General features: G+C 64.4%; 21 protein-coding genes. 13 read left to right on the forward strand and 8 right to left on the reverse strand.

The window, feature by feature from the left end:
• Window positions 1-78: 78 nt before the first annotated feature.
• Window positions 79-858: an SDR family NAD(P)-dependent oxidoreductase gene (locus ACP2YP_RS13155; RefSeq protein WP_426424604.1), complete on the reverse strand. Its 780-nt coding sequence runs from the start codon at window positions 856-858 to the stop codon at window positions 79-81.
• 217 nt (window positions 859-1,075) lie between these two features.
• Between ACP2YP_RS13155 and ACP2YP_RS13160 the strand changes: the two genes are divergently transcribed.
• Genes ACP2YP_RS13160 through ACP2YP_RS13170 form a run of 3 tightly spaced genes read left to right on the forward strand, consistent with a single transcriptional unit; the run spans window position 1,076 to window position 3,227 of the window.
• A complete protein-coding gene (locus ACP2YP_RS13160; protein ID WP_426424605.1) occupies window positions 1,076-1,864 on the forward strand; it encodes an enoyl-CoA hydratase/isomerase in 789 nt (262 codons plus the stop codon).
• Window positions 1,861-2,847, forward strand: coding sequence for a phosphotransferase family protein (locus ACP2YP_RS13165; protein WP_426424606.1), 987 nt, complete (start codon window positions 1,861-1,863; stop codon window positions 2,845-2,847). The genes ACP2YP_RS13160 and ACP2YP_RS13165 overlap by 4 nt, the downstream gene beginning before the upstream one ends.
• A 2-nt stretch (window positions 2,848-2,849) precedes the next feature.
• On the forward strand, window positions 2,850-3,227 hold the full coding sequence (locus ACP2YP_RS13170) for a DUF6285 domain-containing protein (RefSeq protein ID WP_426424607.1): 378 nt from the start codon (window positions 2,850-2,852) through the stop codon (window positions 3,225-3,227).
• Window positions 3,228-3,347: 120 nt separating this feature from the next.
• On the opposite strand, the gene ACP2YP_RS13175 is transcribed toward ACP2YP_RS13170, so the two are convergent.
• Entirely contained in the window at window positions 3,348-4,127 is a 780-nt protein-coding gene (locus ACP2YP_RS13175; RefSeq protein ID WP_426424608.1) for an enoyl-CoA hydratase-related protein, read from the reverse strand.
• A 210-nt stretch (window positions 4,128-4,337) separates the two neighbouring features.
• Here ACP2YP_RS13175 and ACP2YP_RS13180 point away from each other — a divergent pair, with 210 nt between their 5' ends.
• Window positions 4,338-5,612: an acyl-CoA dehydrogenase family protein gene (locus ACP2YP_RS13180; protein ID WP_426424609.1), complete on the forward strand. Its 1,275-nt coding sequence runs from the start codon at window positions 4,338-4,340 to the stop codon at window positions 5,610-5,612.
• A gap of 64 nt (window positions 5,613-5,676) precedes the next feature.
• Here the strand turns inward: ACP2YP_RS13180 and ACP2YP_RS13185 are convergent, their stop codons facing one another.
• Window positions 5,677-6,549 carry an SDR family oxidoreductase gene (locus ACP2YP_RS13185; protein ID WP_426424610.1) on the reverse strand — a complete coding sequence of 291 codons (873 nt, stop codon included), beginning with the start codon at window positions 6,547-6,549 and terminating at the stop codon, window positions 5,677-5,679.
• Window positions 6,550-6,654: 105 nt separating this feature from the next.
• On the opposite strand from ACP2YP_RS13185, the gene ACP2YP_RS13190 reads away from it, so the two are divergent.
• The 5 genes from ACP2YP_RS13190 to ppc all read left to right on the forward strand — a co-directional run bounded on the left by ACP2YP_RS13190 (window position 6,655) and on the right by ppc (window position 13,756).
• Complete coding sequence (locus ACP2YP_RS13190; protein ID WP_426424611.1) at window positions 6,655-7,464, forward strand: crotonase/enoyl-CoA hydratase family protein; 810 nt, start codon at window positions 6,655-6,657, stop codon at window positions 7,462-7,464.
• 156 nt (window positions 7,465-7,620) lie between these two features.
• Entirely contained in the window at window positions 7,621-9,165 is a 1,545-nt protein-coding gene (locus tag ACP2YP_RS13195; protein WP_426424612.1) for an acyl-CoA synthetase, read from the forward strand.
• Window positions 9,166-9,298: 133 nt separating this feature from the next.
• A complete protein-coding gene (locus ACP2YP_RS13200) occupies window positions 9,299-10,384 on the forward strand; it encodes a rhomboid family intramembrane serine protease (protein ID WP_426424613.1) in 1,086 nt (361 codons plus the stop codon).
• A 47-nt stretch (window positions 10,385-10,431) separates the two neighbouring features.
• The gene (locus ACP2YP_RS13205) at window positions 10,432-10,836 is read left to right on the forward strand and encodes a YccF domain-containing protein (RefSeq protein WP_426424614.1); all 405 of its coding nucleotides are present in this window, start codon (window positions 10,432-10,434) and stop codon (window positions 10,834-10,836) included.
• 130 nt (window positions 10,837-10,966) lie between these two features.
• Complete coding sequence (gene ppc / locus ACP2YP_RS13210) at window positions 10,967-13,756, forward strand: phosphoenolpyruvate carboxylase (protein ID WP_426424616.1); 2,790 nt, start codon at window positions 10,967-10,969, stop codon at window positions 13,754-13,756.
• A 103-nt stretch (window positions 13,757-13,859) separates the two neighbouring features.
• Here ppc and ACP2YP_RS13215 read toward each other — a convergent pair whose 3' ends face one another.
• The 3 genes from ACP2YP_RS13215 to ACP2YP_RS13225 all read right to left on the reverse strand — a co-directional run bounded on the left by ACP2YP_RS13215 (window position 13,860) and on the right by ACP2YP_RS13225 (window position 16,513).
• A complete protein-coding gene (locus ACP2YP_RS13215) occupies window positions 13,860-14,774 on the reverse strand; it encodes an SDR family oxidoreductase (protein WP_063691128.1) in 915 nt (304 codons plus the stop codon).
• A gap of 182 nt (window positions 14,775-14,956) precedes the next feature.
• Window positions 14,957-16,096, reverse strand: coding sequence for a thiolase C-terminal domain-containing protein (locus ACP2YP_RS13220; protein WP_426424618.1), 1,140 nt, complete (start codon window positions 16,094-16,096; stop codon window positions 14,957-14,959).
• 3 nt (window positions 16,097-16,099) lie between these two features.
• Entirely contained in the window at window positions 16,100-16,513 is a 414-nt protein-coding gene (locus tag ACP2YP_RS13225) for a Zn-ribbon domain-containing OB-fold protein (RefSeq protein ID WP_426424620.1), read from the reverse strand.
• A 176-nt stretch (window positions 16,514-16,689) separates the two neighbouring features.
• Here ACP2YP_RS13225 and ACP2YP_RS13230 point away from each other — a divergent pair, with 176 nt between their 5' ends.
• The 4 genes from ACP2YP_RS13230 (at window position 16,690) to alkB (ending at window position 20,275) form a co-directional block, all read left to right on the forward strand.
• Window positions 16,690-18,039, forward strand: a complete 1,350-nt coding sequence (locus tag ACP2YP_RS13230; protein ID WP_426424621.1) for an amidase — start codon at window positions 16,690-16,692, stop codon at window positions 18,037-18,039.
• On the forward strand, window positions 18,032-18,718 hold the full coding sequence (locus tag ACP2YP_RS13235; RefSeq protein ID WP_426424622.1) for a DUF2848 domain-containing protein: 687 nt from the start codon (window positions 18,032-18,034) through the stop codon (window positions 18,716-18,718). The genes ACP2YP_RS13230 and ACP2YP_RS13235 overlap by 8 nt, the downstream gene beginning before the upstream one ends.
• Before the next feature lie 150 nt (window positions 18,719-18,868).
• Window positions 18,869-19,612, forward strand: a complete 744-nt coding sequence (locus tag ACP2YP_RS13240; protein WP_426424623.1) for a 2OG-Fe(II) oxygenase — start codon at window positions 18,869-18,871, stop codon at window positions 19,610-19,612.
• Window positions 19,613-19,621: 9 nt separating this feature from the next.
• Window positions 19,622-20,275 carry a DNA oxidative demethylase AlkB gene (alkB, locus tag ACP2YP_RS13245; RefSeq protein WP_426424625.1) on the forward strand — a complete coding sequence of 218 codons (654 nt, stop codon included), beginning with the start codon at window positions 19,622-19,624 and terminating at the stop codon, window positions 20,273-20,275.
• Window positions 20,276-20,396: 121 nt separating this feature from the next.
• On the opposite strand, the gene ACP2YP_RS13250 is transcribed toward alkB, so the two are convergent.
• Both ACP2YP_RS13250 and ACP2YP_RS13255 read right to left on the reverse strand, forming a co-directional pair.
• Window positions 20,397-22,022 carry a thiamine pyrophosphate-dependent enzyme gene (locus tag ACP2YP_RS13250; protein ID WP_426424626.1) on the reverse strand — a complete coding sequence of 542 codons (1,626 nt, stop codon included), beginning with the start codon at window positions 22,020-22,022 and terminating at the stop codon, window positions 20,397-20,399.
• A 25-nt stretch (window positions 22,023-22,047) separates the two neighbouring features.
• On the reverse strand, window positions 22,048-22,917 hold the full coding sequence (locus ACP2YP_RS13255; protein ID WP_426424627.1) for a fumarylacetoacetate hydrolase family protein: 870 nt from the start codon (window positions 22,915-22,917) through the stop codon (window positions 22,048-22,050).
• Window positions 22,918-22,920: the final 3 nt, after the last annotated feature.

The raw sequence follows: 22,920 nt of genomic DNA on the forward strand, positions 1-22,920 counted from the left end.
CGCAGCGTGCCCACCACGGCAGTCGAAAGTGCTCACGGTGGGCACGGCGCAACGCGCCTTTGCCCACCCTACGAGATCTCAGAACGCTGTATAGCCGCCGTCGATCACGAACGTATCCGCGGTGTGATACGACGACGCCTTGCTCATCAGATACACCGCAATGCCGCCGAAATCGCTGGCCTCGCCGAACCGCCGCATCGGAATCCGCGGCATCACGTTGGCGACGAACTTTTCGTTGGCCATGATGCCTGCGGTCATGTCGCTCTTGATCCAGCCGGGCAGGATCGCGTTCGCGGTGACGCCGTGGCGGGCGAGCTCAACACCGAGCGCGCGCACCAGCGCGTTGATGGCAGCCTTGGTCGCCGCATAATGCTCGTTGCGCGCAGTGCCGAAGATCGAGGCGAGGCTCGATGTCGCGACCAGCCGGCCGAAGGGATCGCCGGCATTGGCCCGGTCGGTCATGTGCTTTGCGGCGACCTGGAACGCGTGGAACACACCGTCGAGATTGGTCGCAAACATTGTGCGCCATTCCTCCTCGGTGCGCTCGATGAAGGACCTGCGACCGCCGCCGCCGATGCCGGCATTGGCAAAGCAGCCATCGACCCGGCCGAACGTGTCGAGCGTCGCCTTCATCGCGGCATTGACGGAAGCCGGATCGGCGACGTCGCAGACGCGGGTATCGACCTTGCCGGAGAGGCCCGCCATGCTCGCGGCAGCAGCCTTGTTCTTGTCAGCATTGCGGCCCCAGATCGAGACATTGCAGCCCTGGCCGGCCAGCGCCTGCGCGATGCCGAGCCCGATGCCGCCATTGCCGCCGGTGATCACGGCGACGCGGCCGGTGAGATCGAAAAGGTTCATGGCGCGTTTCCTGTTTTTGGCAAGACTTCTTGGCAAGACCTCTTGGCAAGACCTCTTGGCAAGACTTCTTGGTACCACGCGCATCAGCCGCTGCGCGCAAGATTGCTTGCTATGCTCTGATCACCATGGACAAGACCGCGCCAAAAATCAAATATGTGTCCCGGCAAAACGAATTCCGGTCTGCGAAACATCGCAGGCCGCAACTGACGAGGAAACCATGCAGTTCAAACACGTCACGCTCGAATTCGATGGTTCGGTCGCGATCCTCAGGCTCGACCATCAGGAGGTGATGAACGCGGTCTCCATGGACATGCTGGGCGGGCTTTCCGATGCGCTCGACGCGATCGAGGAGAAACGGGGCGAGGTGCGCTGCGTCGTGCTGACCGGCGCCGGGCGGGCATTCTGCACGGGAGCGAATCTCCAGGGCCGCAACGACCAATCGAAGAAGACCAAGGCCGGCCGGACGCTCGAGACCGGCTTTCATCCCTTCCTGCGCCGCATCCGCAACCTGCATTGCCCCATCGTGACCGCGGTCAACGGCCCGGCCGCCGGCGCCGGCATGAGCTTCGCGCTGCTCGGCGACATGATTTTATGCGCGCGTTCCTCCTATTTCCTTCAGGCGTTTCGCCGCATCGGTCTCGTGCCGGATTGCGGTTCGACCTGGCTCTTGCCGCGCCTGATCGGCAAGGCGCGCTCGATCGAATTGTCGCTAATGGGCGAGCGCTTGCCAGCCGAGAAGGCGCTGGAATGGGGCCTCGTCAACCGCGTCTATGACGACGGCGTGCTGATGGAGGAGGCGATGAAGCTAGCGCGCGACTTGGCGAGCGGGCCGACGATCGCGCTGTCGCTGATCCGCAAGCTCTATTGGGACAGCCCGGAAAATTCCTTCGAGGACCAGCTCAATCTCGAATTCCAGTGCCAGCTGCGCGCCGGCGATACGCAGGATTTTCGCGAGGGCGTCGGCGCGTTCCTGGAGAAGCGGCCTGCGCAGTTCAAAGGCAAATGATCGAGGCGGAGCTTTCTCGTAGCGTCCAGCGCTGGTGTCCCGGTGCGACCGGCGTCACCGGCGCGGCAAAGCTTTCGGGTGGCGCCAGTCAGGAGACCTGGCGCTTCGACATCGTGCATCCGGATGGGCCGATCGGCGCGATCCTGCGCCGCTCGCCGAAAGGTTATGGGGCTGCGCCAACGCGCGCTGCTGGTCTCGCCGCCGAAGCGCAGCTCATGCAGCTCGCTTATGAAGCGGGCGTGCCGTCGCCGCGCGTGATGCATGTGCTGGCGCCGGACGAGGGTCTCGGCACCGGCTTCATCATGCAGCGGGTCGAGGGCGAAACCATCGCCCGCAAGATTCTTCGCGATGATGAATTCGCGGCGGCGCGGCCATTGCTTGCGCGGCAGATCGGCGGCGTGCTTGCGGGACTGCACGGGCTGCCGCAGAACAAATTGCCAGAACTGCGCAGCCGCAGTGCGACCGAGGAGATCTCTGAGTTCGAGCGCGACTATCGCAGCCTCAACTGGCCAAAGCCGGTGTTCGAGCTGGCGCTGTGCTGGCTGCGCGATCACGATCCCGGTCCCTCGGCCGAGACGACGCTTGTGCATGGCGACTTCCGCAACGGCAATTTCATCATCGGCGCCGACGGTGTCCGCGCGGTGCTCGACTGGGAGCTCGCTCATCTCGGCGATCCCATGGAGGATCTCGGCTGGGTCTGCGTCAACTCCTGGCGGTTTGGTGAGATTGACAAGCCGGTCGGCGGTTTTGGTTCGCGCGAAGAACTGTTCGCCGGCTATGAGGCGGCGGGCCGCAAGGTTGATCCGTCGCGTGTAAAATTCTGGGAAGTGATGGGCACGTTGCGCTGGGGCATCATGTGCGGCGGCATGATGCAGCGGTTCCGCGAGAGGCCGGATCATTCCATGGAGCGCGCCATGATCGGCCGCCGTGCGTCGGAGACTGAGATTGATCTGCTGCGGCTGCTCGCGCCGCGGGGAGGTTAGGCATGCAGGACGAACCGACACCGATCGAGCTGACCAACGTGGTCGCCGATTTCCTCCGCAACGACATCACGCCGCTCGTTTCGGGCCATCAGGCGTTCAAGCTGCGCGTCGCGGTCAACATCCTCGATCTCGTCACGCGGCAGCTGACGCAGGAGAAGGGGAGTGACGCGAGCGAGGTCGAGCGGCTGCGCGCGCTGCTCGGCATGGACGGCTCGGTGACGGACCTCAACCGAGCGCTCGCCGATCGCATCGCCAAGGGCGAGGTTGATTTGGCAACGCCTGGCCTCGCCGAGCATCTGTGGGCGACCACGATGGACAAGCTCGCGGTCGATCAGCCGAATTACGCATCGTATAGGCGGGAGCTGTCGCGGGGCGGATAACTGGCGCCACATTCTCCTCCGTCATTGCGAGGAGCGCTTGCGACGAAGCAATCCAGACTGCTTCCGCAGAGGCGGTCTGGATTGCTTCGCTACGCTCGCAATGACGACGGAAAGACCGCGCTACTTCCCCACCCATTTCGGCGGCCGCTTCTCCGAAAACGCCTTCGGGCCCTCGATGTAATCCTGTGAGGCCACCATCGCCTTCACCGCCGGATATTCGCGCTGCTCCTCGATCGCCTGCTCCAGCGATACGGCAAGGCCCTTTCTGATGGTCTGCTTCGACGCCCGGATCGACATCGGCGAATTCTTGGTGATCATCTCGGCCCAGCGCAGCGCGCCCGCAAGCGCTTCGCCCTGCGGCACCACCTCGTTGACGAAGCCGAGCTCCTGTCCCTCCTTGGCGCTGACATGGCGCGCAGTAAGGATCATGCCCATGGCGCGCTTCAGGCCGATCTGTCGCGGCAGGCGGTGCAGGCCGCCGGCGAGAGCGGCGAGGCCGACGCGCGGTTCGGGCAGCGCGAAGGTTGCGTTCTCGGAGGCAATGATCAGGTCGCAGGCGAGCGCGATCTCGAAGCCACCGCCCATGGCGACGCCGTTGACCGCCGCGATGATCGGCTTGTCGCAGTCGAACCGCGCAGTGAGGCCGGCAAAGCCGCCCTTGTCCCAGCCGCGCTTGCCGCCCGCCGCCTGCCACTTCAGATCGTTGCCGGCGCAGAAGGCCTTGTCGCCGGCGCCGGTAACGACCGCGACCCACTGCTCGGGATCAGCTGCGAAATCGTCAAACACCTTGTTGAGCTCGAAATGCGCGTCGATGTGCAGCGCGTTGTAGACCTCGGGCCGCGACAGCGTGATGATCGTGATCGGCCCCTTGCGTTCCACCTTTGAGAATTTCAGCTCCATCGCGCGCTCCCGCATTTTCTCGTGAAGGAATATTGGCGCGATACTACCGCGCCTCAGTGCCGGAGCACCATCGAATTGCGCGGGCGCGCCTTGCGCTGCTCACACGTCGCTCTGCTTGACTTGCACGCGCTCTTCTCACCTTAATCCTGCGAAGCAAGTGCGCGCCTAGCGCCTTAACGCAAAACGATAAAATCAATCCGGGAGAGAACCGTGGATTTCTCATTGCCTGCCGATCTCGTCGCCTATCTCGGAGAACTCGACCGTTTCATCGAACGCGAGATCAAGCCGCTGGAACAGGTCGACGACAACATCCGCTTCTTCGATCACCGCCGCGAATGGGCGCGCACCGATTTCGAGAATGGCGGCCTGCCGCGACACGAATGGGAAGCGCTGCTGCGCAAGGCAAAGGATATCGCGGACGCCGCCGGCCATCTGCGCTTTCCGGTGTCGAAGCAATATGGCGGCAAGGACGGCTCCAATCTCTGGATGGCCGTGATCCGCGAACATTTTGCCGCAAAGGGTCTCGGCCTGCACAACGACCTTCAGAACGAGCACTCCATCGTCGGCAATTTTCCCGTCGTCACCATGCTCGACCGCTACGGCCGCGACGACCAGAAGGCGATGATCGACGGCTCGATCAAGGGCAAGTACCGCATCACCTTTGGCCTCACCGAGCCGCATCACGGCTCGGACGCGACCCACATGGAGACGCGCGCGGTGCCGGCGACCCGCGACAACGTCAAGGGCTGGATCATCAACGGCGAGAAGATGTGGACGACCGGCATGCACGTCGCCACGCATTGTGCGCTGTTTGCGCGCACGAGCGGCAATGACGGCGATGCCCGCGGCATCACCTGCTTCCTGGTGCCGGCCAAAAGTCACGGCGTCAGGATCGAGGAGTATATGTGGACCTTCAACATGCCGACCGACCATCCGCGCGTGAGCTTCACCGACGTGTTCGTGCCTGAGGATGCGCAATTCGGCGAGGTCGGCCGCGGCCTGTCGCTGGCGCAATGTTTTGTCCATCAGAACCGCATCCGCCAGGCGGCGAGCTCGCTTGGTGCCGCCGTCTATTGCATCAACGAGAGTGTGAAATATGCGTGCGAGCGAAAACCGTTCGGCAGGGCACTCGCCGAGAACCAGGCGATCCAGTTCCCGCTGGTCGAGCTCGCGACGCAAGCCGAGATGCTGCGCCTGTTGATCCGCAAGACCGCCTGGGAGATGGACCAGCTCGACGAGGAGCAGATCGAGCGCACGCTGTCCGATCGCGTCTCCATGTGCAACTACTGGGCAAACCGCCTCTGCTGCGAATCCGCCGACCGCGCCATGCAGGTCCACGGCGGCATGGGCTATTCACGCCACAAGCCGTTCGAGCACATCTACCGCCACCACCGCCGCTACCGCATCACGGAAGGCAGCGAGGAGATCCAGATGCGCAAGGTCGCGGGGTTCTTGTTCGGCTATATGGGGCCGGGGAAGCATTAGGCGTTGCGGGTGATCTCTCCCAGATCGCGGAAAGGCGCCTTCAAGCCTCTTACTACGGAGAGATCTAGCCCCGCTTCGCCCGGTCCTTCTCGTTCTGTGCCATGATGCTCTCGCGCGCGGTCTTCCAGTCGTCGTCGCTCCAGTCGCGGAGCTGATAGAAATTGCCGCCCATCGCGAGCGCCTGCGCGCCGTCCATGGCGATGGTTTCGCCGGTGATCCAGTCGCAGCCGCCTGAGATCAGGAACACCGCGAGGTTCTGCAGCTCCTCCATGGTGCCGACGCGGCCCATCGGGTTCATCGCCTTGGTGCGTGCGCCGGCTTCGTCACCCGGCTTGATGCGCTTGCTCATGCCCTCGGTCGGGATCTCGCCCGGCGCGATGGTGTTGAGGCGGATGCCGTAGCGGCCCCATTCGGTCGCGAGCGACATCGTCATGGCGTGGATCGCCGACTTGCTCATCGCCGACGGCACCACGTAAGGCGAGCCATTGCGCACCCAGGTTACGGTGATCGACACGACGTTGCCGGGCTGCTTCAAGGCAATCCAGCGCTTGCCGACCGCATGCGTCACGTAGAACGTGCCGTGCATGACGATGTTGGCGACCGCATCGAAGCCGCGTGGTGAGAGTTCTTCTGACCGCGAGATGAAATTGCCGGCGGCGTTGTTGATGAGATCGGTCAGCGGCGCATCGCGAAAGATGTTCTCGATCATCTCCTCGACCGCGAGCGCGTTGCGGATGTCGACGCCGTGGCTGGTGACGCGGCCGCCATATTGATCCATCAGCTCGGTGGCGGTCTCATCGCAGACGATCTTGCGCCGGCCGCAGATGTGCACCTCGGCGCCGAGCTGGAGAAAGCGCGCTGCCATCGACTTGCCGAGCCCGGTGCCGCCGCCGGTCACGAGAATGCGCCGTCCAGCCAGAAGATTTTCCTTGAACATGGCTGTTTCTCCCGTACGGATTGTCAGTTAATTGGTCGATTGACTAAATCCGGCCGTCAGCTTTCTGTAAAGTGGCACCGAACAAGAACAGGGGAGAATTCATCCATGGAAGAGCGCGTCTCGATTTCGATCTCGGAAGGCGTCGCCGACGTGCGCCTGGTGCGCGCAGACAAGATGAATGCGCTCGATCAGGCCATGTTCGAGGCCCTTGTCGCGGCAACCGAGCGGCTTTCGAGGGAAAAAGGCGTGCGCGTCGTGGTGTTGTCCGGCGAAGGCCGCGCCTTCTGCGCCGGTCTCGACATGGGGCGTTTTGCCGCCATGAAGGAGAAGGGCGGCAACGGAATTCCGGGTGGCGAAAATCGCGATCTCACCAAGCGGACGCATGGTCAGGCGAACTTTCCGCAACAGGCGGTGTGGGGCTGGCGCCAGCTTCCGGTTCCCGTGATTGCGGCCGTGCATGGCGTCGCCTTCGGCGGCGGTTTTCAGCTCTCGCTCGGCGCCGATATGCGCTTTCTCGCACCCGATGCGCGGATGTCGGTGATGGAGATCAAATGGGGCCTGGTGCCCGATATGGCGGGCACGCCGATCCTGGCCTCGCTCGTGCGCGATGATATCTTGCGCGATCTCACCTACACGGGCCGGATCTTCTCCGCGCAGGAGGCAATGACGTATGGCCTCGCTACCCGCATCTGCGACGATCCGCGCGCCGCGGCGCTCGAAGTCGCGCGCGAGATCGCGGGCAAGAGCCCCGATGCGATCCGCGCGGCCAAGCGTTTGCTCAACAATCTCTCGGTCGATCCCGGCCCCGCGCTGCTTGCGGAGTCCGTCGAGCAGCAGAAGCTGATCGGCAGCGCGAACCAGACCGAGGCCGTGCGCTCCAATCTGGAGAAGCGGGCGCCGAAGTATGCGGACTAGCTTTCTGTCATTCCGGGGCGATGCGAAGCATCGAGCCCGGAATCCATAACCACGATCGGGAGTATGGATTCCGGGCCTGCGCCTTCGGCGCATCCCGGAATGACGATCGTTGTTATGGCTACAGTTTTCAACCCGACGAAAGATCGGAAAACAAGAATGAGCGAAACGTCAAAGTTCCTCGGCATCGTCTCGGGCGACCGCCGCCGCACCCATGCCGAGGTCGCCAATCGTGCCGACCGCATCGCGTCCGGCCTCGCCAAGATCGGCGTCAAGCAAGGCGATTGCGTCTGCATGCTGATGCGCAACGACATCGCCTTCCTTGAAGCCGCTTATGCCGCGATGCGGCTCGGCGCCTATGGCGTGCCGATCAACTGGCATTTCAAGCCGGAGGAGATCAACTACATCCTTGGTGATACCGGCGCGTCCGTGCTGATCGGACATGCCGACATGCTGCACGCCTTGCGCGATGCGATTCCGAAAGACGTCACGGTGCTCAGTGTGCCGACGCCGCCGGAGATACTGAACAACTACAAGATCGATCCGGATCACTTGACCACACCGGCCTTCGCGATCGATTTCGAGTCCTGGCTCGTGCAGCATCAGCCCTATGACGGCCCGGTCGTGCCGCAGCCGATGAACATGATCTACACGTCAGGCACGACAGGTCATCCCAAAGGCGTGCGGCGCAATGCGCCGACGCCGGATCAGCAAGCTGCCGGCGAGCGCATGCGCGCAATGATCTACGGGTTGAAGCCCGGCACCCGCGTGATCCTGCCGGGCCCGCTCTATCATTCCGCGCCGAACTCGTTCGGCATCCGCGCGGGCAAGCTTGGCGGCGCGCTGGTGCTGATGCCGCGCTTCGAAGCTGAAGAATTTCTCGAGCTGATCGAGCGCTACAAAATCGACACCATCTTCATGGTGCCGACCATGTTCATCCGCCTGATGAAGCTGCCCGAGGCGGTCCGCAAGAAGTACGACGTCTCCTCGCTCCGCCACATCATCCACGCCGCCGCGCCCTGTCCGGCCGATGTCAAGCGCGCCATGATCGAGTGGTGGGGGCCGGTGATCTATGAATTCTACGGTTCGACCGAATCCAGCGCCGTGACCTTCGCGACCTCCGAGGACGCGCTCAAGAAGCCCGGCACCGTCGGCAAAATTTCGCCCGGCGCCGAATTGCGCTTCATCGGCGATGACGGCCGCGTGCTGGGCGTGGGCGAGATCGGCGAGATCTATTCGCGCATGGCTGGGATGGCCGATTTCACCTACCACAACAAGCCCGAGAAGCGCGCCGATATTGACCGCGAGGGTTTTATCACCTCGGGCGACGTCGGCTACATCGACGAGGACGGCTACGTCTTCATCTGCGACCGCAAGCGCGACATGGTGATCTCGGGCGGCGTCAACATCTATCCAGCCGAAATCGAATCGGTGCTGCACGTCGTGCCCGGCGTGCATGATTGCGCGGTGTTCGGCATCCCCGACGCCGAGTTCGGCGAGGCGCTGATGGCGGTGGTCGAGCCGCAGCCGGGCGTCACGCTCAGTGCAGCCGATATCCGCGCGCGGCTGAAGGGCTCGCTCGCCGATTACAAGGTGCCGAAGCATATCGAGATCCGCTCAGGCCTGCCGCGCGAAGATTCCGGAAAAATCTTCAAGCGCCGCCTGCGCGATCCCTATTGGGAGCAGGCGGGACGGAAGATCTGACGTGCCTTGTAACCCCGGATTTCGCTGCGCGCCATTCGGGCGACAGAAGAGCCGGCCGGCACGCGCCGGAGTAGCAATCATCGATCGGCTCGGTTAGGTTGCGGTCCCCGTTTCCAGCCGCTTGCGATCCCCGATGCCCTCATACCGTGCCAGTTTCTTCGAAGTCCCCCATGCTGCCGTCTACGCGCTGATGACGGTGACCGTCCTCGCGTCGGGATTCTGCTTCATCCAGGCGGGCGGTCCGGCGGCGTCGGCGGAGCTGCTCTATCGCTACGGCGGCATGTATTCGGGCGCAATCGTGCGGCACGAATACTGGCGCCTGCTCGCCTATGGCTTCCTACACGTCAATTTCGTCCACCTCACCATGAACATGTTGTGCCTCGTGCTGTGGGGCGGACATTTGGAGAGGCGGGTCGGACCGGCCTATTTCCTCGTCATCTATCTCTGCGCGATGGTGTTCGGCGCCGTCATCGGCAATGGCATCCATTCTACGCCCTATTTGACGGTCGGCGCGTCCGGTGCCACGTCGGGCATCCTGGGCGCACTGCTCTGCCTGTGGATCCTCGGCAAGCTCGACGTCAGGTTCGACTTCTTCGCCATCAACATCGGATTGAACGTCGCGTTTGCGCTTGGCAATTCGCGGATCGACTGGGGCGTCCATCTCGGTGGCTTTGCGGCCGGGCTGATCGCCTGCGCAGTGCTGGATCTCGTCGAGAAGGCGAATCCTTACGCGCTTCGGTGCAAATTTCCCGAAGCCGTGAAGGTCAATCTCACCCTGTTGGGCTGCGTTGCCGCAGCGTGGGCCTGGAGCGGTCAGGCCCAGGCTATCGCTGCCGGGATTTCCGGATGGGGCCTGGCCATCCTCGTCGTGGTTGTATGTTGTGCGGTCGTGAAGCTGGTCGATCTCGTCCTCTCGATGAAGAAGGGTCTTGCGGTCGTCGTGACGGCCTTGGCCGGAGCGAACGCCGTCACCATCCTGCTTTGCGGTTTGGCTCTGGCATCGTCTTGCAGTCCGCGCTGGCCAACTGGATCGGTTCCGCTCGATAATTTTCTCGTCACATTCTGTCCCAATCCTGTTCTCGTCTCGGGGCTGGCCGCGATCGGCGCCGCCGCAGCGACGCTGTGGCTTTGCGCGAAGGAGATTTCGCGCGGGCTCGAGGATGTTGGATTTGTCGGCACATCGTTGCGCGCCGAACGCAGCCGGCGTCATGGACTATGACCGCGGAGGTCGTGCTATAAGAGGGCTCATTGACCCCGGATATTCCCATGGCCCCAGTTTCCATTCTGCTCAACATAATCTGGATTCTCGTCGGCGGTGCCTGGATGGCATTCGGCTGGCTGGTGGCGTCCATCATCATGGCCATCACCATCATCGGCCTGCCCTGGGCGCGGGCGGCGTTCAACATCGCTGTCTATACCCTGCTGCCGTTCGGCTCGCGGGCGGTCAGCCGCGACGAGGTCACTGGTGCTGGCGATATCGGCACCGGCCCGCTCGGGGTGATCGGCAACATCATCTGGTTCGTGCTGGCCGGCTGGTGGCTGGCGCTCGGCCACGTCCTGACGGCCGTGATCTTCGCCATCACCATCATCGGCATTCCCTTCGCATGGGCCCATCTGAAGCTCGCCGGCATTGCGCTCTGGCCGATCGGCAAGGTGATCGTGCCGGCCTAGCCTTGCCGGGACGCTTCGAGCCCGGCGCGGGGCCTGTGTGCGCCGCCCCAACTTCATCTTGCGCTGCGGCAAAAAACTTGCACACTTGCCAGGCCGGGCATCCAAGCGAGCTCGAACCAGGGAGCTAGCCATGTCCCTCCAGACCGTACCATCCGACGCCGCCGATCTTCGCCCGAACCGGCCTGAGGATGCCCAGGCGCTGGAGGCCGACGCGCGGCTGCGCGACGATATCCGCCTGCTCGGACGCATCCTGGGCGACACCGTGCGCGACCAGGAGGGCGCAGACGTGTTCGACCTGGTCGAGCGCATCCGGCAGACCTCGATCCGGTTCCACCGCGACGAGGACCGGGTTGCCCGCCGCGAGCTCGAGCAGATCCTCGACAGCATGTCGACGTCCGAGACGGTGCGGATCGTCCGCGCCTTCAGCTACTTTTCCCACCTCGCCAACATCGCCGAGGACCAGAACAACATCCGCCAGATGCGCGCCGGCAAGGGCGGCGGCTCCGGCGTGCTGGCGGAGACACTGGCCAAGGCCAAGGGCGCAGGAATCGGCACCGACGTGCTGCGCAATTTCTTCAGGAGCGCGCTGGTCAGTCCGGTCCTGACCGCTCACCCCACCGAAGTGCGTCGCAAGAGCACCATGGACCGCGAGATGGAGGTCGCTGGCCTGCTCGACCGTCGCGAGCGGGTCTCTTTGACCGCAGATGAGGCCGCCGCCAGCGACGAGCAGCTGCGCCGCGAGGTGCTGACGCTGTGGCAGACCAATCTGTTGCGCCGAACCAAGCTCACTGTGCTCGACGAGGTCGCCAACGGCCTGTCGTTCTACGATTACACCTTCCTTCGTGAAGTGCCGCGGCTGGTCAACGCGCTGGAGGACCGGCTGGAGGAGGGCGGCGAGCAGGCCGCCGGCGAGCTCGCCTCGTTCCTGCGCATGGGAAGCTGGATCGGTGGCGACCGCGACGGCAATCCCTTCGTGACCGCCGACGTGATGCGCGGCACGCTGCGGCTGCAGTCGAGCCGGGTGATGCAGTTCTATCTGGAAGAGCTGCACGTGCTCGGCTCGGAGCTGTCGATCGCAGCCCATCTCGCCGACGTCTCGGGAGAGCTGCGCACGCTGGCGGAGCGCTCGCCTGACACCTCGCCGCACCGGAGCGGCGAGCCCTATCGCCTCGCGGTTTCCGGCATCTATGCCCGCCTGACAGCCACGGCCGAGAAGCTGGCGGTCGAGATCACCCGCCGGCCGGTCGGCAAGGGCGCGCCTTACGAGAGCGTGAAGGAGTTGCAGGCCGACCTCGACGTGCTGCACCGCTCGCTGATCTCCAACAACGCCCGCGTCATCGCTCGCGGCCGGCTGCGGCTGTTGCGGCGCGCGGTCGATTGCTTCGGTTTCCATCTGGCGCGGCTCGACATCCGCCAGAACTCGGCGGTGCACGAACGCACTATCGCGGAGCTGATGGATGCCGCCAATCCCGGCATGTCTTATCTGGCGCTCGGCGAGGACGCGCGCATCTCGCTGCTGACCAACGAATTGCGCTCAACGCGCGCGCTGGTGTCGCCGTTCGTCAAATACAGCGACGAGACCATGGGCGAGCTCAACGTCTTTCATGCCGTGGCAGAAGCGCATGCGAAGTTCGGCTCGGATGCGATTCCCCAATGCATCATCTCGATGTGCCAGGGCATGTCCGACATGCTCGAGGTCGCGGTGCTGCTGAAAGAGGTGGGCCTCGTCCATCCCTCCGGACGCAGCGCCATCAACATCGTGCCGCTGTTCGAGACCATCGAGGATTTGCAGGCGTCAAGTAGCATCATGGATCGCATGCTGTCGCTGCACGATTACCGCCGCCTCGTCGACAGCCGCGGCAGCGTGCAGGAGGTCATGCTCGGCTATTCCGACTCGAACAAGGATGGCGGCTTCGTCACCTCGGGCTGGGAGCTCTACAAGGCCGAGATCGGTCTCGTCGACGTGTTCGAGCGCCACGGCGTCCGCCTGCGCCTGTTCCACGGCCGCGGCGGCTCGGTCGGCCGCGGCGGCGGACCGAGCTATGACGCTATTGTGGCGCAGCCGGGCGGTGCGGTGAACGGGCAGATCCGCATCACCGAGCAGGGCGAGATCATCTCGTCGAAATATTCCAACGCCGAGGTCGGCCGCAACAATCTCGAAATCCTGGCGGCTGCGACGCTGGATGCCAGCCTGTTGCAGCCGAGCCAGAGCGCGCCCCGTCGCGAATATCTCACTGCGATGGATGAGCTTTCAAATCTCGCCTTTAGGGCTTATCGCGGCCTGGTCTACGAGACCGACGGCTTTGTCGATTACTTCTGGGCCTCGACCGTGATCAACGAGATCGCGACGCTCAACATCGGCAGCCGTCCGGCCTCGCGCAAGAAGACGCGCGCGATCGAGGATCTTCGAGCCATCCCCTGGGTGTTCTCCTGGGCGCAGTGCCGCCTGATGCTGCCGGGCTGGTACGGCTTTGGCAGCGCGGTCGAGCAATGGATCGCGGAGCATCCCGACAAGGGCATGCCGTTCCTGAAAGAGCTCTACAAGGAATGGCCGTTCTTCCGCATGCTGTTGTCGAACATGGACATGGTGCTGGCGAAAAGCTCGATCGCGATCGCCTCGCGCTATGCCGAACTGGTGCCGGACGAAGCCCTGCGCGAAAAGATCTTTGGCCGTATCCGCCGCGAATGGCATTCCTGCATCGAGACGTTGCTCGACATCATGGATCAGGACCGCCTTCTCCAGGGCAACCCGCTGCTTGAACGCTCCGTGCGCCACCGCTTCCCCTATCTCGATCCGCTCAACCACGTGCAGGTCGAGCTCTTGAGGGCGCATCGCGCGCAGAACCCGGACGAGCAAGTGCTGCGCGGGATTCAGCTGACGATCAACGGCATCTCGGCGGGGTTGAGGAATACGGGGTAATCCCAACCGTCGTTCCGGGGCGCCCGAAGGGCGAACCTGGAACCTCGAGATTCCAGGTCTGGTGCTTCGCACCATCCTGGAATGATGTTGCAGAGCGCGCCGCTTACACCGGATCCCACGGGAAGATGTCGGCGGAGCGGTCGAGCTTGTAGAACGAACCCTTCAGCGCCGGCATGCCATGTTCCGCGATCGACTGCGGCGTCCAGCCTTCGCTGCGATGAACCGAGCGGAGCGGGCGGTTCTGGCTGAACAGGAACAGCTCGTTCATGCGCGCGCCAAAGATCTGGCCGGAGACATCCTTGGCGGCGTCGGAGAGCAGATAGGCGCAGATCGGCGCGATCTTCTCCGGGCCCATCTGCTTGATCTTCTCGACGCGCGCCTTCTCGGCTTCGGTCTCGGTCGGGATAGTGCCGATCATACGGGTCCAGGCGAACGGCGAGACGCAGTTCGAGCGGACGTTGAAGCGGCCCATGTCGAGCGCGATCGATTTCGACAGTCCGATGATGCCGAGCTTGGCGGCGGCGTAGTTGGCCTGGCCAAAGTTGCCGATCAGGCCCGAGGTCGAGGTGAAGTGCACGAACGAGCCAGACTCCTGCTCGCGGAAGATGCGCGCCGCCGCGTGGCTGACGTAGAACGAGCCCATCAAATGTACCTTGATGACGGCCTCGAACGCTTCCACGCTCATCTTGTGGAAGATCATGTCGCGCAAGATGCCGGCATTATTGACGACGCCGTCGAGCCGGCCGAAATGATCGGTCGCGGTCTTCACGATCTTGCTGGCCGGAACGGCTTCCGCCACCGACTCGAAGTTGGGGACTGCGATGCCGCCGCGCTTCTTGATCTCCTCGACCACCTCTTCGGCAGGCGTAGCGCTCGAGCCGGCGCCGTCGGCGGCCCCACCGGGATCGTTGACGACGACCTTGGCGCCTTCCGCCGCACAGAGCAGCGCGATCTCGCGTCCGATGCCACGGCCTGCGCCGGTGACGATGATGACCTTGTCCTGCAGCGATTTGCTCATGTGGGTTCTCCCGATTGATCCGCGATTTCTTACCTCGCCCCGCTTGCGGGGAGAGGTCGGATCGCATCGTAGATGCGATCCGGGTGAGGGGGACTCTCCGCGAGTCCAGCTGTGTGGAGGTAGCCCCTCACCCCAACCCTCTCCCCGTAAGAACGGGGAGAGGGAGAGGCGAGCAGCGCGCGCTACCTCTCGTTCGTAAACACAATCGTGCCACTCGCGGCGAACATGCCGCCGACGCCGTGGCACACTGAAATCTTGGCGTTCGGCACCTGTGCCGGCGCGATGCCGCGCATCTGGCGCACGCTCTCCTGGAGCGCGTACATGCCGTACATGCCGGAATGCATGTAGCTCAGGCCGCCGCCATTGGTGTTGAGCGGCAGCTTGCCGCCGGGCCGCGTGTTGCCGTCCGCGATGAACTTGCCGGTTTCTTCGTGCGGCATGAAGCCGAGGTCACCGAGGCCGAACAGCGGCAAATGCGCAAACGCGTCGTAGATCATGAGATGATCGACATCCCCGTGCACGATGCCGGCCTCCTTGAAGGCAAGGGGCCCTGCGGTCTTGAACGCGCGCGAGGAGTTGAACGTTTCCATCTGGCTGACCATCGGCGTTTCCACGCTCTCGCCGGTGCCCATGATGTAGACGGGCTTGCGCGGAAAATCCTTAGCGCGGTCGGCCGAGGTCAGGATCAGTGCGCCGCCGCCATCGGTGACGAGACAGCACTGCAGGAGACGGAACGGATAGGCGATCATGCGCGAGTTGAGCACGTCCGCAACCGTGATCGGATCCTTCATCATCGCGCGCGGATTTTTTGCCGCCCATTGGCGCTGGACGACCGCCACCGAAGCGAGCTGCTCATGGGTGATGCCGTAGGTCTTCATGAAGCGCAGCACGGGGATCGGGAACATGCTGGGCGGGCCATAGACGCCATAGGGCGCCTCGAACTGGCCGTTGAGGCTGTCCGCCGGCGTCGAGCGCGGCGCCTTGCCGATCATCGACTTGCCGCTCTCGGCATGCGTGATCAGCACGGTCTTGCACAGGCCGGCCTCGATTGCCGCCGCCGCGTGACGAACATGCAGCATGAAGGAGCAGCCGCCGACGGACGTGCCATCCACCCAGGTCGGTTTGATGCCGAGATAGTGACAGACCTGCTGCGGTGTCTCGACCGCGGTGGCAAAGCCGTCGATGTCCGAGAGTTTCAGCCCGGCATCAGCGATGGCGTTGAGCGCCGCATCCGCGTGGAGCTGGAGCTGTGACATGTTGGGGATGACACCGAGCTCGGTGGTCTCGGCCGCGCCGACGACGGCAACCTGGTTCTTGCGCATGGTTTACCCCTTCGCCGGACGAAACACGGGGAGGGTGATCTTGTCGTCGAGTGCCTCGAAGGCGACCTCGAGCTTCATGTCGAGCTCCAGCGCTTCCGGCGTCTGCGGGCAGTCGATGATATTGCTCATCATCCGCGGCCCCTCGGCCAGCTCGACCACCGCGATCGCGTAAGGCGGCGTGAAGCCGGGCGCGGCGGGGCGGTGGTTGATCACGTAGCTGTACAGAAAACCCTTGCCGCTCGCCTTGAAGACGCTGACCTTGCGCGAGGCACAGGACGGGCAGAACGGGCGCGGCGGGAAATAGACATGCGCGCAGGCGTCGCAACGCTGCAGGCGCAATTCGCCTAATTTCGTGCCGTCCCAGAAATGCTGGGTTTCCGGCGTCGGTTTCGGTCGCGCGCGCTGCGGTTCGGCCATTTGGCTGGTTCTCCCAAGGCACAGGCTTCGCGCCCGCCTGTTTCGATCTTGATGCGACAATCGACCATGGCGCGTCAACGGTCCAGCAGGCAGCATGCATGCCATCATGCGCACAATGCTTGTGTCGAACTGAGCCGGCGCTATAGATTGCGCGCGCAATATTCCGTGAGACAGACATGCCCGATTTTCCGACACTGGCGCAGCTCGCCGACGACCTCGAAAGCGGCCGCACCACCTCCCGCAAGCTGGTCGAGGCGTGCATCGCCAAAATCGCCGATCCCGCCGGCGAGGGCCAGCGCACCTTCATCCATGTCGACAAGGACGCCGCGCTCGTAGCCGCGGACGCGATGGATGCCCTGCGCAAGGTGAGGGCCGCGCCGTCGCGTTATGCCGGTATTCCGGTCTCGATCAAGGATCTCTTCGATATCAGGGGACAGACGACGCGCGCCGGCTCTCGTGCGCTCGACGATTCCGATCCAGCGGAGCACGATGCGGCGGCGGTTGCGCGGCTGCGCCGCGCCGGCTTCGTCGTGATCGGGCGGACCAACATGACCGAATTCGCCTATTCCGGCATCGGCATCAATCCGCATTACGGCACGCCAAAGGGGGCCTGGAACCGGGCCGTGGGCCACGTGCCCGGCGGCTCGTCCTCGGGTGCGGCGGTGTCCGTGCTCGACGGCATGGCGCACGGCGCGCTCGGCACCGACACCGGCGGCTCCTGCCGGATTCCGGCCGCCTTCAACGGCATCGTCGGCTACAAGCCGACGCAGCGTCGCGTGCCGCTCGACGGTTCGGTGCCGCTGTCCTTCTCGCTCGACAGCATCGGGCCGCTGGCGCGATCGGTCAGCTGCTGTGCCATACTCGACGCGGTGCTCGCGAACGAACCGATCACAGCGCCGAAGCCGCGCCCGATGAAGGGCATGCGGCTGGCGGTGCCCACCACGATCGCGCTGGACGACCTCGACGCAGAAGTCTCCGAGACCTTCGAGCGCGCGCTGAAATCGCTCGCCGATCACGGCGCCATCATCGAGCGCATCGAGATGGCGGAATTCCATGACATCGGCCCGATGAACGCCAAGGGCGGCTTTGCCGCGTCCGAAAGCTATGCTTGGCATCGCTATCTCATCACGTCCAAGGGCGACATTTACGATCCCCGCGTCTATGTGCGCATCATGCGCGGCGAGGCGCAAAGCGCGGCCGACTACATCGACTTGCTCAACGAGCGCCGCTCGCTGATCGCCCGCGTCAACGCGCGCATCGTGCCCTATGACGCGCTGGTGCTGCCGACCACCGCCAACACGCCGCCGAAGATTTCCGATCTCGCCGACGACAAGGCGTTCACCATCCAGAACCTGCGCGCGCTGCGCAATTGCACCCTGATCAACATGATCGACGGCTGCGCCATCTCGCTGCCCGCGCATCGCGCGGGCGACGTCCCCGTCGGCCTGATGCTGGCGGGCAGCGGTGGATCCGATCGTCGTATCTTCGAACTTGCTGCCGGCATGGAGGCCGTAATTCGTGTTTGACCTGACTTTCACCGTCGACGCCCAGGACACCACCACGCCGCTGACGCTCGCGATTGACCAGATGGTCATCGCCGGCTGGACCGGCCGCGACGCGATCGCGCGCGACAAGCACATCGCCGAGCTCGAAGCCGTGGGCATCGCCCGGCCGGCCTCGACGCCGATCTACTATCGCGTCTCGGCGCGGCGGCTGACCCAGGAAGACGGCATCGAATGCTGCGGCGGCGATTCCAGCGGGGAGGTCGAGTTCGTGCTGATCGGCTGGCAGGGCCGCATCTTCGTCGGCTGCGGCTCCGACCACACCGACCGCAAGGTCGAGGCCTACAACGTCACGGTCTCGAAGCAGATGTGCGACAAGCCGATCGCATCCACGCTGTGGGAGCTCGAGGACGTCATCGGCCATTGGGACAAGATGATCCTGCGCTCCTACGCCACGATCAAGGGCGAACGCGTGCTCTACCAGGAGGGCACGCTGGACGCGATGCTGCCGGTCGCCGACCTCATCGCGCGCGGCTTTCCGAGTGGAAAGTTCCCCGACGGCTGCGCCATGTTCGGCGGCACCTTTGCAGCCAAGGGCGGCATCCGTCCGGCGGATCGCTTCGATTTCGAGCTGGAAGATCCCGTGCTGAAGCGGACGATCAAGCATGGGTATGACGTGATGACGATGCCAGTGAGGGGCTGAGGCGCTTCTTCCGTCATTGCGAGCGCAGCGAAGCAATCCAGACTGGTTCCGGGGAGGGATTCTGGATTGCTTCGCTACGCTCGCAATGACGGGCGGAGAGAGTCGGAAATCGGGTGGCGGCGTGAACGTCGGGCTGCAAAGGTGATTGCTATGACAATGACCGCACGAAAATCAGCCCACCCCTCCGCCGACATCGCCGCCCACGTCGACACCCTCGACTGGTCCCAAATCACCGCCGAACTCGACTCCCAGGGCAGCGCCGTCCTGAAGGGGCTGCTCAGGCCCGACCAATGCCACTCCATCGCCGCGCTCTATCCCGACGACGCGCACTTCCGCAGCCGCATCGTCATGGGCCGCCACGGCTTTGGCCGCGGCGAGTACAAATATTTCTCCTATCCGCTGCCCGACCTGATCGCGCAGCTGCGGCCGGCGCTGTACGCGCATCTCCAGGTCGTCGCCAATCGCTGGAACGAGGCGATGGGGATCGATATCCGCTATCCCTCAGCGCATGCGGCGTTCCTCAAGCGCTGCCACGAGGCGGGGCAGGCGCGGCCGACGCCGCTGTTGCTGCAGTATGAAGCCGGCGACTACAATTGCCTGCATCAGGATCTCTATGGCGAGCACGTGTTCCCGCTTCAGGTCGCAATCCTCCTGTCCGAGCCGGGCCGCGATTTCAGCGGCGGCGAGTTCGTGCTGGCCGAGCAGCGCCCGCGCATGCAGTCCCGCGCCGAGGTCGTGCCGCTGGCGCAGGGCGATGCGGTCGCTTTCGCGGTGCATCACCGCCCGGTGCAGGGGACACGCGGCACCTACCGCGTTAATTTGCGCCATGGCGTCAGCCGGATTCGCTCCGGCCAACGCCACACACTGGGTGTGATCTTTCATGATGCCAAATGAGTGCGGCGATTGACGGCTGATCTGTTCGACAACGTTGCCGAGGCGCAGCCGTCGCGCGAGGAGATCGCCGACGGCGCCGTGCTGCTGCGCGGCTTCGTCAAGCCGATCGAGAGCGAGCTGATCGAAGCGGTGCGCGCGATCGTGGCGCAGTCGCCGTTCCGCCGCATGACCACGCCCGGCGGCCACCTGATGTCGGTGGCGATGACCAATTGCGGCGAGCGCGGCTGGATCACCGATCACACCGGCTATCGCTATGATCCCATCGATCCGCGCACCGGCGCGCCATGGCCGGCGATGCCGCCGGTGTTGCGTGATTTCGCCCGCCGCGCGGCGGAGCAGGGTGGCTTCTCAGAGTTCGCGCCCGATGCCTGCCTCGTCAATCGCTACGAGCCCGGCACGCGGCTGTCACTGCATCAGGACAAGGACGAGCTGGATTTCTCGGCGCCGATCGTCTCGGTTTCGCTCGGCCTGCCCGCAACCTTCCTGTTCGGCGGCCTGGCGCGCGGCGACAAGCCGCGGCGTTACCGGCTGGTCCATGGCGACGTCGTGGTCTGGGGTGGAGATAGCAGGCTCGCCTATCACGGCGTGGCGCCGCTTGCCGACGGCGAGCACGCGCTGCTCGGGCGCAAGCGGATCAATTTGACCTTTCGCAGGACCAGGTGATCCATCCCCTCATCCTGAGGAGCTTGCGTAGCAAGCGTCTCGAAGGATGAAGGCCGAGATGCGAGAGTCGGGCCTATCATGGTTCGAGACGGCGCTTCGCGCCTCCTCACCATGAGGATCACTACGGCTTCGGCGGGTGAATGAACGCCCACGGGCTGACTTCGGAGTCGCGCGTCACCTCGACCGAGATCAGATATGGCCCGCTGTGGCTAAGCGCCTTCTCCATCGCAGCCTTGAACTGGTCCGGCGCGGTGACGCGCGCCGCCGCCACGCCAAAGGATTCCGCGAGCTTGACGAAATCCGGATTGACCAGATCGGATGCCACCACGCGGCCGTCAAAGCGCTCACGCTGGTCGCGGCGGACATTGCCATAGGCGTTGTTGTTGAACACCAGCGTCACCACGCCGATGTTGAACTGCACGGCGGTGGCAAGCTCCTGCACGCCGAACATGAAGCCGCCGTCGCCGGTGATCGCCACCACCGGCTTGTCGGGATTGGCGACCTTGGCGCCGAGCGCGGTCGGGAAGCCCGAGCCGAGCGTGCCTTGATAGCCCGACGTGATGAAGGTGCGCGGCTCGTAGATCGGAAAGCCGTACCAGGAGGCGAAGCCGAACTGCGACAGCTCGTCGGTCACGATCGCGTTCGCCGGCAGTACCTCGCGCAGGATGTTGAGGTACGCCATCTGCGGCTGGATGCGCTGGATCTCCTGTAGCGCGGTTGCGGTCGCTTCGCGGATCGCGGCGCGGCGTCCGGCGGTCTTGCTGTAGCCGGTCTTGCTGACGGCTGCGGCAAGATCGGCGGTTGCGGTCTTGGCATCGGCGACGATGGCGGTGTCGGAGATGAACCGCCGCATCTCGACGGGATCGATGTCGATGCGGATGCTCTTCAGGCCATCTGGCCGATAGGGCCAGCGCGACATAGACGGCAGCTCCAGCCGCGAGCCGATGCCGATCATGAGATCGGTCTTTGGCCACAGCTTGTAGGCGGCGGCCATGGTGAGGCCGAGCTCATGCGCATTGGAGACGATGCCGCGCCCGCTGCGGAAGGCAACGACGGGCGCATCGATCATCTCGGCGAGCTCGAGGATTTCCTCGCGCGCCTCGATCGCACCGCTGCCGACGAAGATCATCGGCGCCTTGCTGCTCTTGATCAGCGCGGCAGCCTGCCTGATCATGTCAGGGTCAGGCTGCGGGGCGGGCAGCGGCTCCAGCACCTGTGCAGCGGCAGTGTCCGCGCGCTGCGTAAAAATATCCCACGGCATTTCAACTGAAGCCGGACCGCGGCGGCCCGACGTCATCTCCTGGAACGCGCGCGCCACGGTCGTCGGCGCATTGCCGGGATGTTCGATGCGGTCGGCCCATTTCACATAGGTGCGCAAGGTCGCGAGCTGGTCCGGCATCTCGTGCAGATGGCCGCGGCCCTTGCCTAAGAATTGCGTCGGCACCTGACCGGTGACGCACAGCACCGGCTCGTTGCAGCCGAAGGCGGTGAGCAGCGCCGCGCTGGCATTGAGCACGCCGGGGCCGGGCACCACGCTGAACACGCCGGGCTTGCCGCTCGAGCGCGCATAGCCGAACGCCATGTAGCCGCAGGCCTGTTCGTGCCGCGCGCCGATCACCTTGAGCTGGGCCTGGTGGAAGGCGTCGAACAGGCCATAGACCTGCGCGCCGGGCAGGCCGAATACGGTGTCGACGCCGTGGGCGACCAGCCCGCTTACGATCGCTTCGCCGCCGGTGAGGGTGGTCATTGCATCATTCCATTCGTGTTGTTGTTCAGGCTTCGTCGACGACACCGTTGCGTAAAGCTCCGATGCCTTCGGCCGCGACCTCGATGACGTCGCCGGGCTTCAGATAACGCGGTGGATCGAACCGCGCACCGGCGCCGGTCGGCGTGCCCGTCACGATGATGTCACCGGGCACCAGCGTCGCGAAGGTCGAGATATAGCTGATGAGGTAGCGGAACGGGAACATTAGCCGGCTGGTACGGTCGTCCTGCCGCAGCTCGCCGTTGACATGCGTGGTCAGCCTGATGTCGGCGATCTGCGCTTCCCTCATGTAGGGCACGAGCCATGGGCCGAGGCTGCCGCTGGAATCGAAATTCTTGCCCTGGGTGACGTTGAACTTGGCGTGGCGCAGCCAGTCGCGCACCGAGCCTTCGTTGCAGAGTGAGAGTGCGGCGATGTGGTCGAGTGCGGCGCTCTCCGCAATGTGCCGGCCGGGCTTGCCGATCACCAGCACGATCTCGCCCTCATAGTCGAGCTGCGCGGAGGCGCGCGGTCGCACCAGCGGCGTGTCGTGGCCGACGAAGGAGCGGGGCGAGCGCATGAACATGCTCGGATATTTCGGCGCGTCCTGGCCGTCCTTGTACTCGGCGTTGCGGTCGGGATAGTTGACGCCGATGCAGATGATCTTTTCCGGCGCGGGCACCGGCGGCAGCCAGGTGATATCGGCGAGCGCGTGATCCGGTGTGCGGCCGGCGGCCTCTTCGGCAAGTCTCGCGAGTTGACCTGCCGCGATCACGTCCCGCAGCGTCGGATAGTCCTTCGCATAGCGCGGGGAGAGATCGACGATGCCGCCCTCCAGGACGGCACCGTAGCGGGTTTCACCCTTGACGGAGTAGGTGGCGAGGCGAGGGAGTTTCATGGC

Source organism: Bradyrhizobium genosp. A, from assembly GCF_049949275.1.
GTDB lineage: Bacteria > Pseudomonadota > Alphaproteobacteria > Rhizobiales > Xanthobacteraceae > Bradyrhizobium.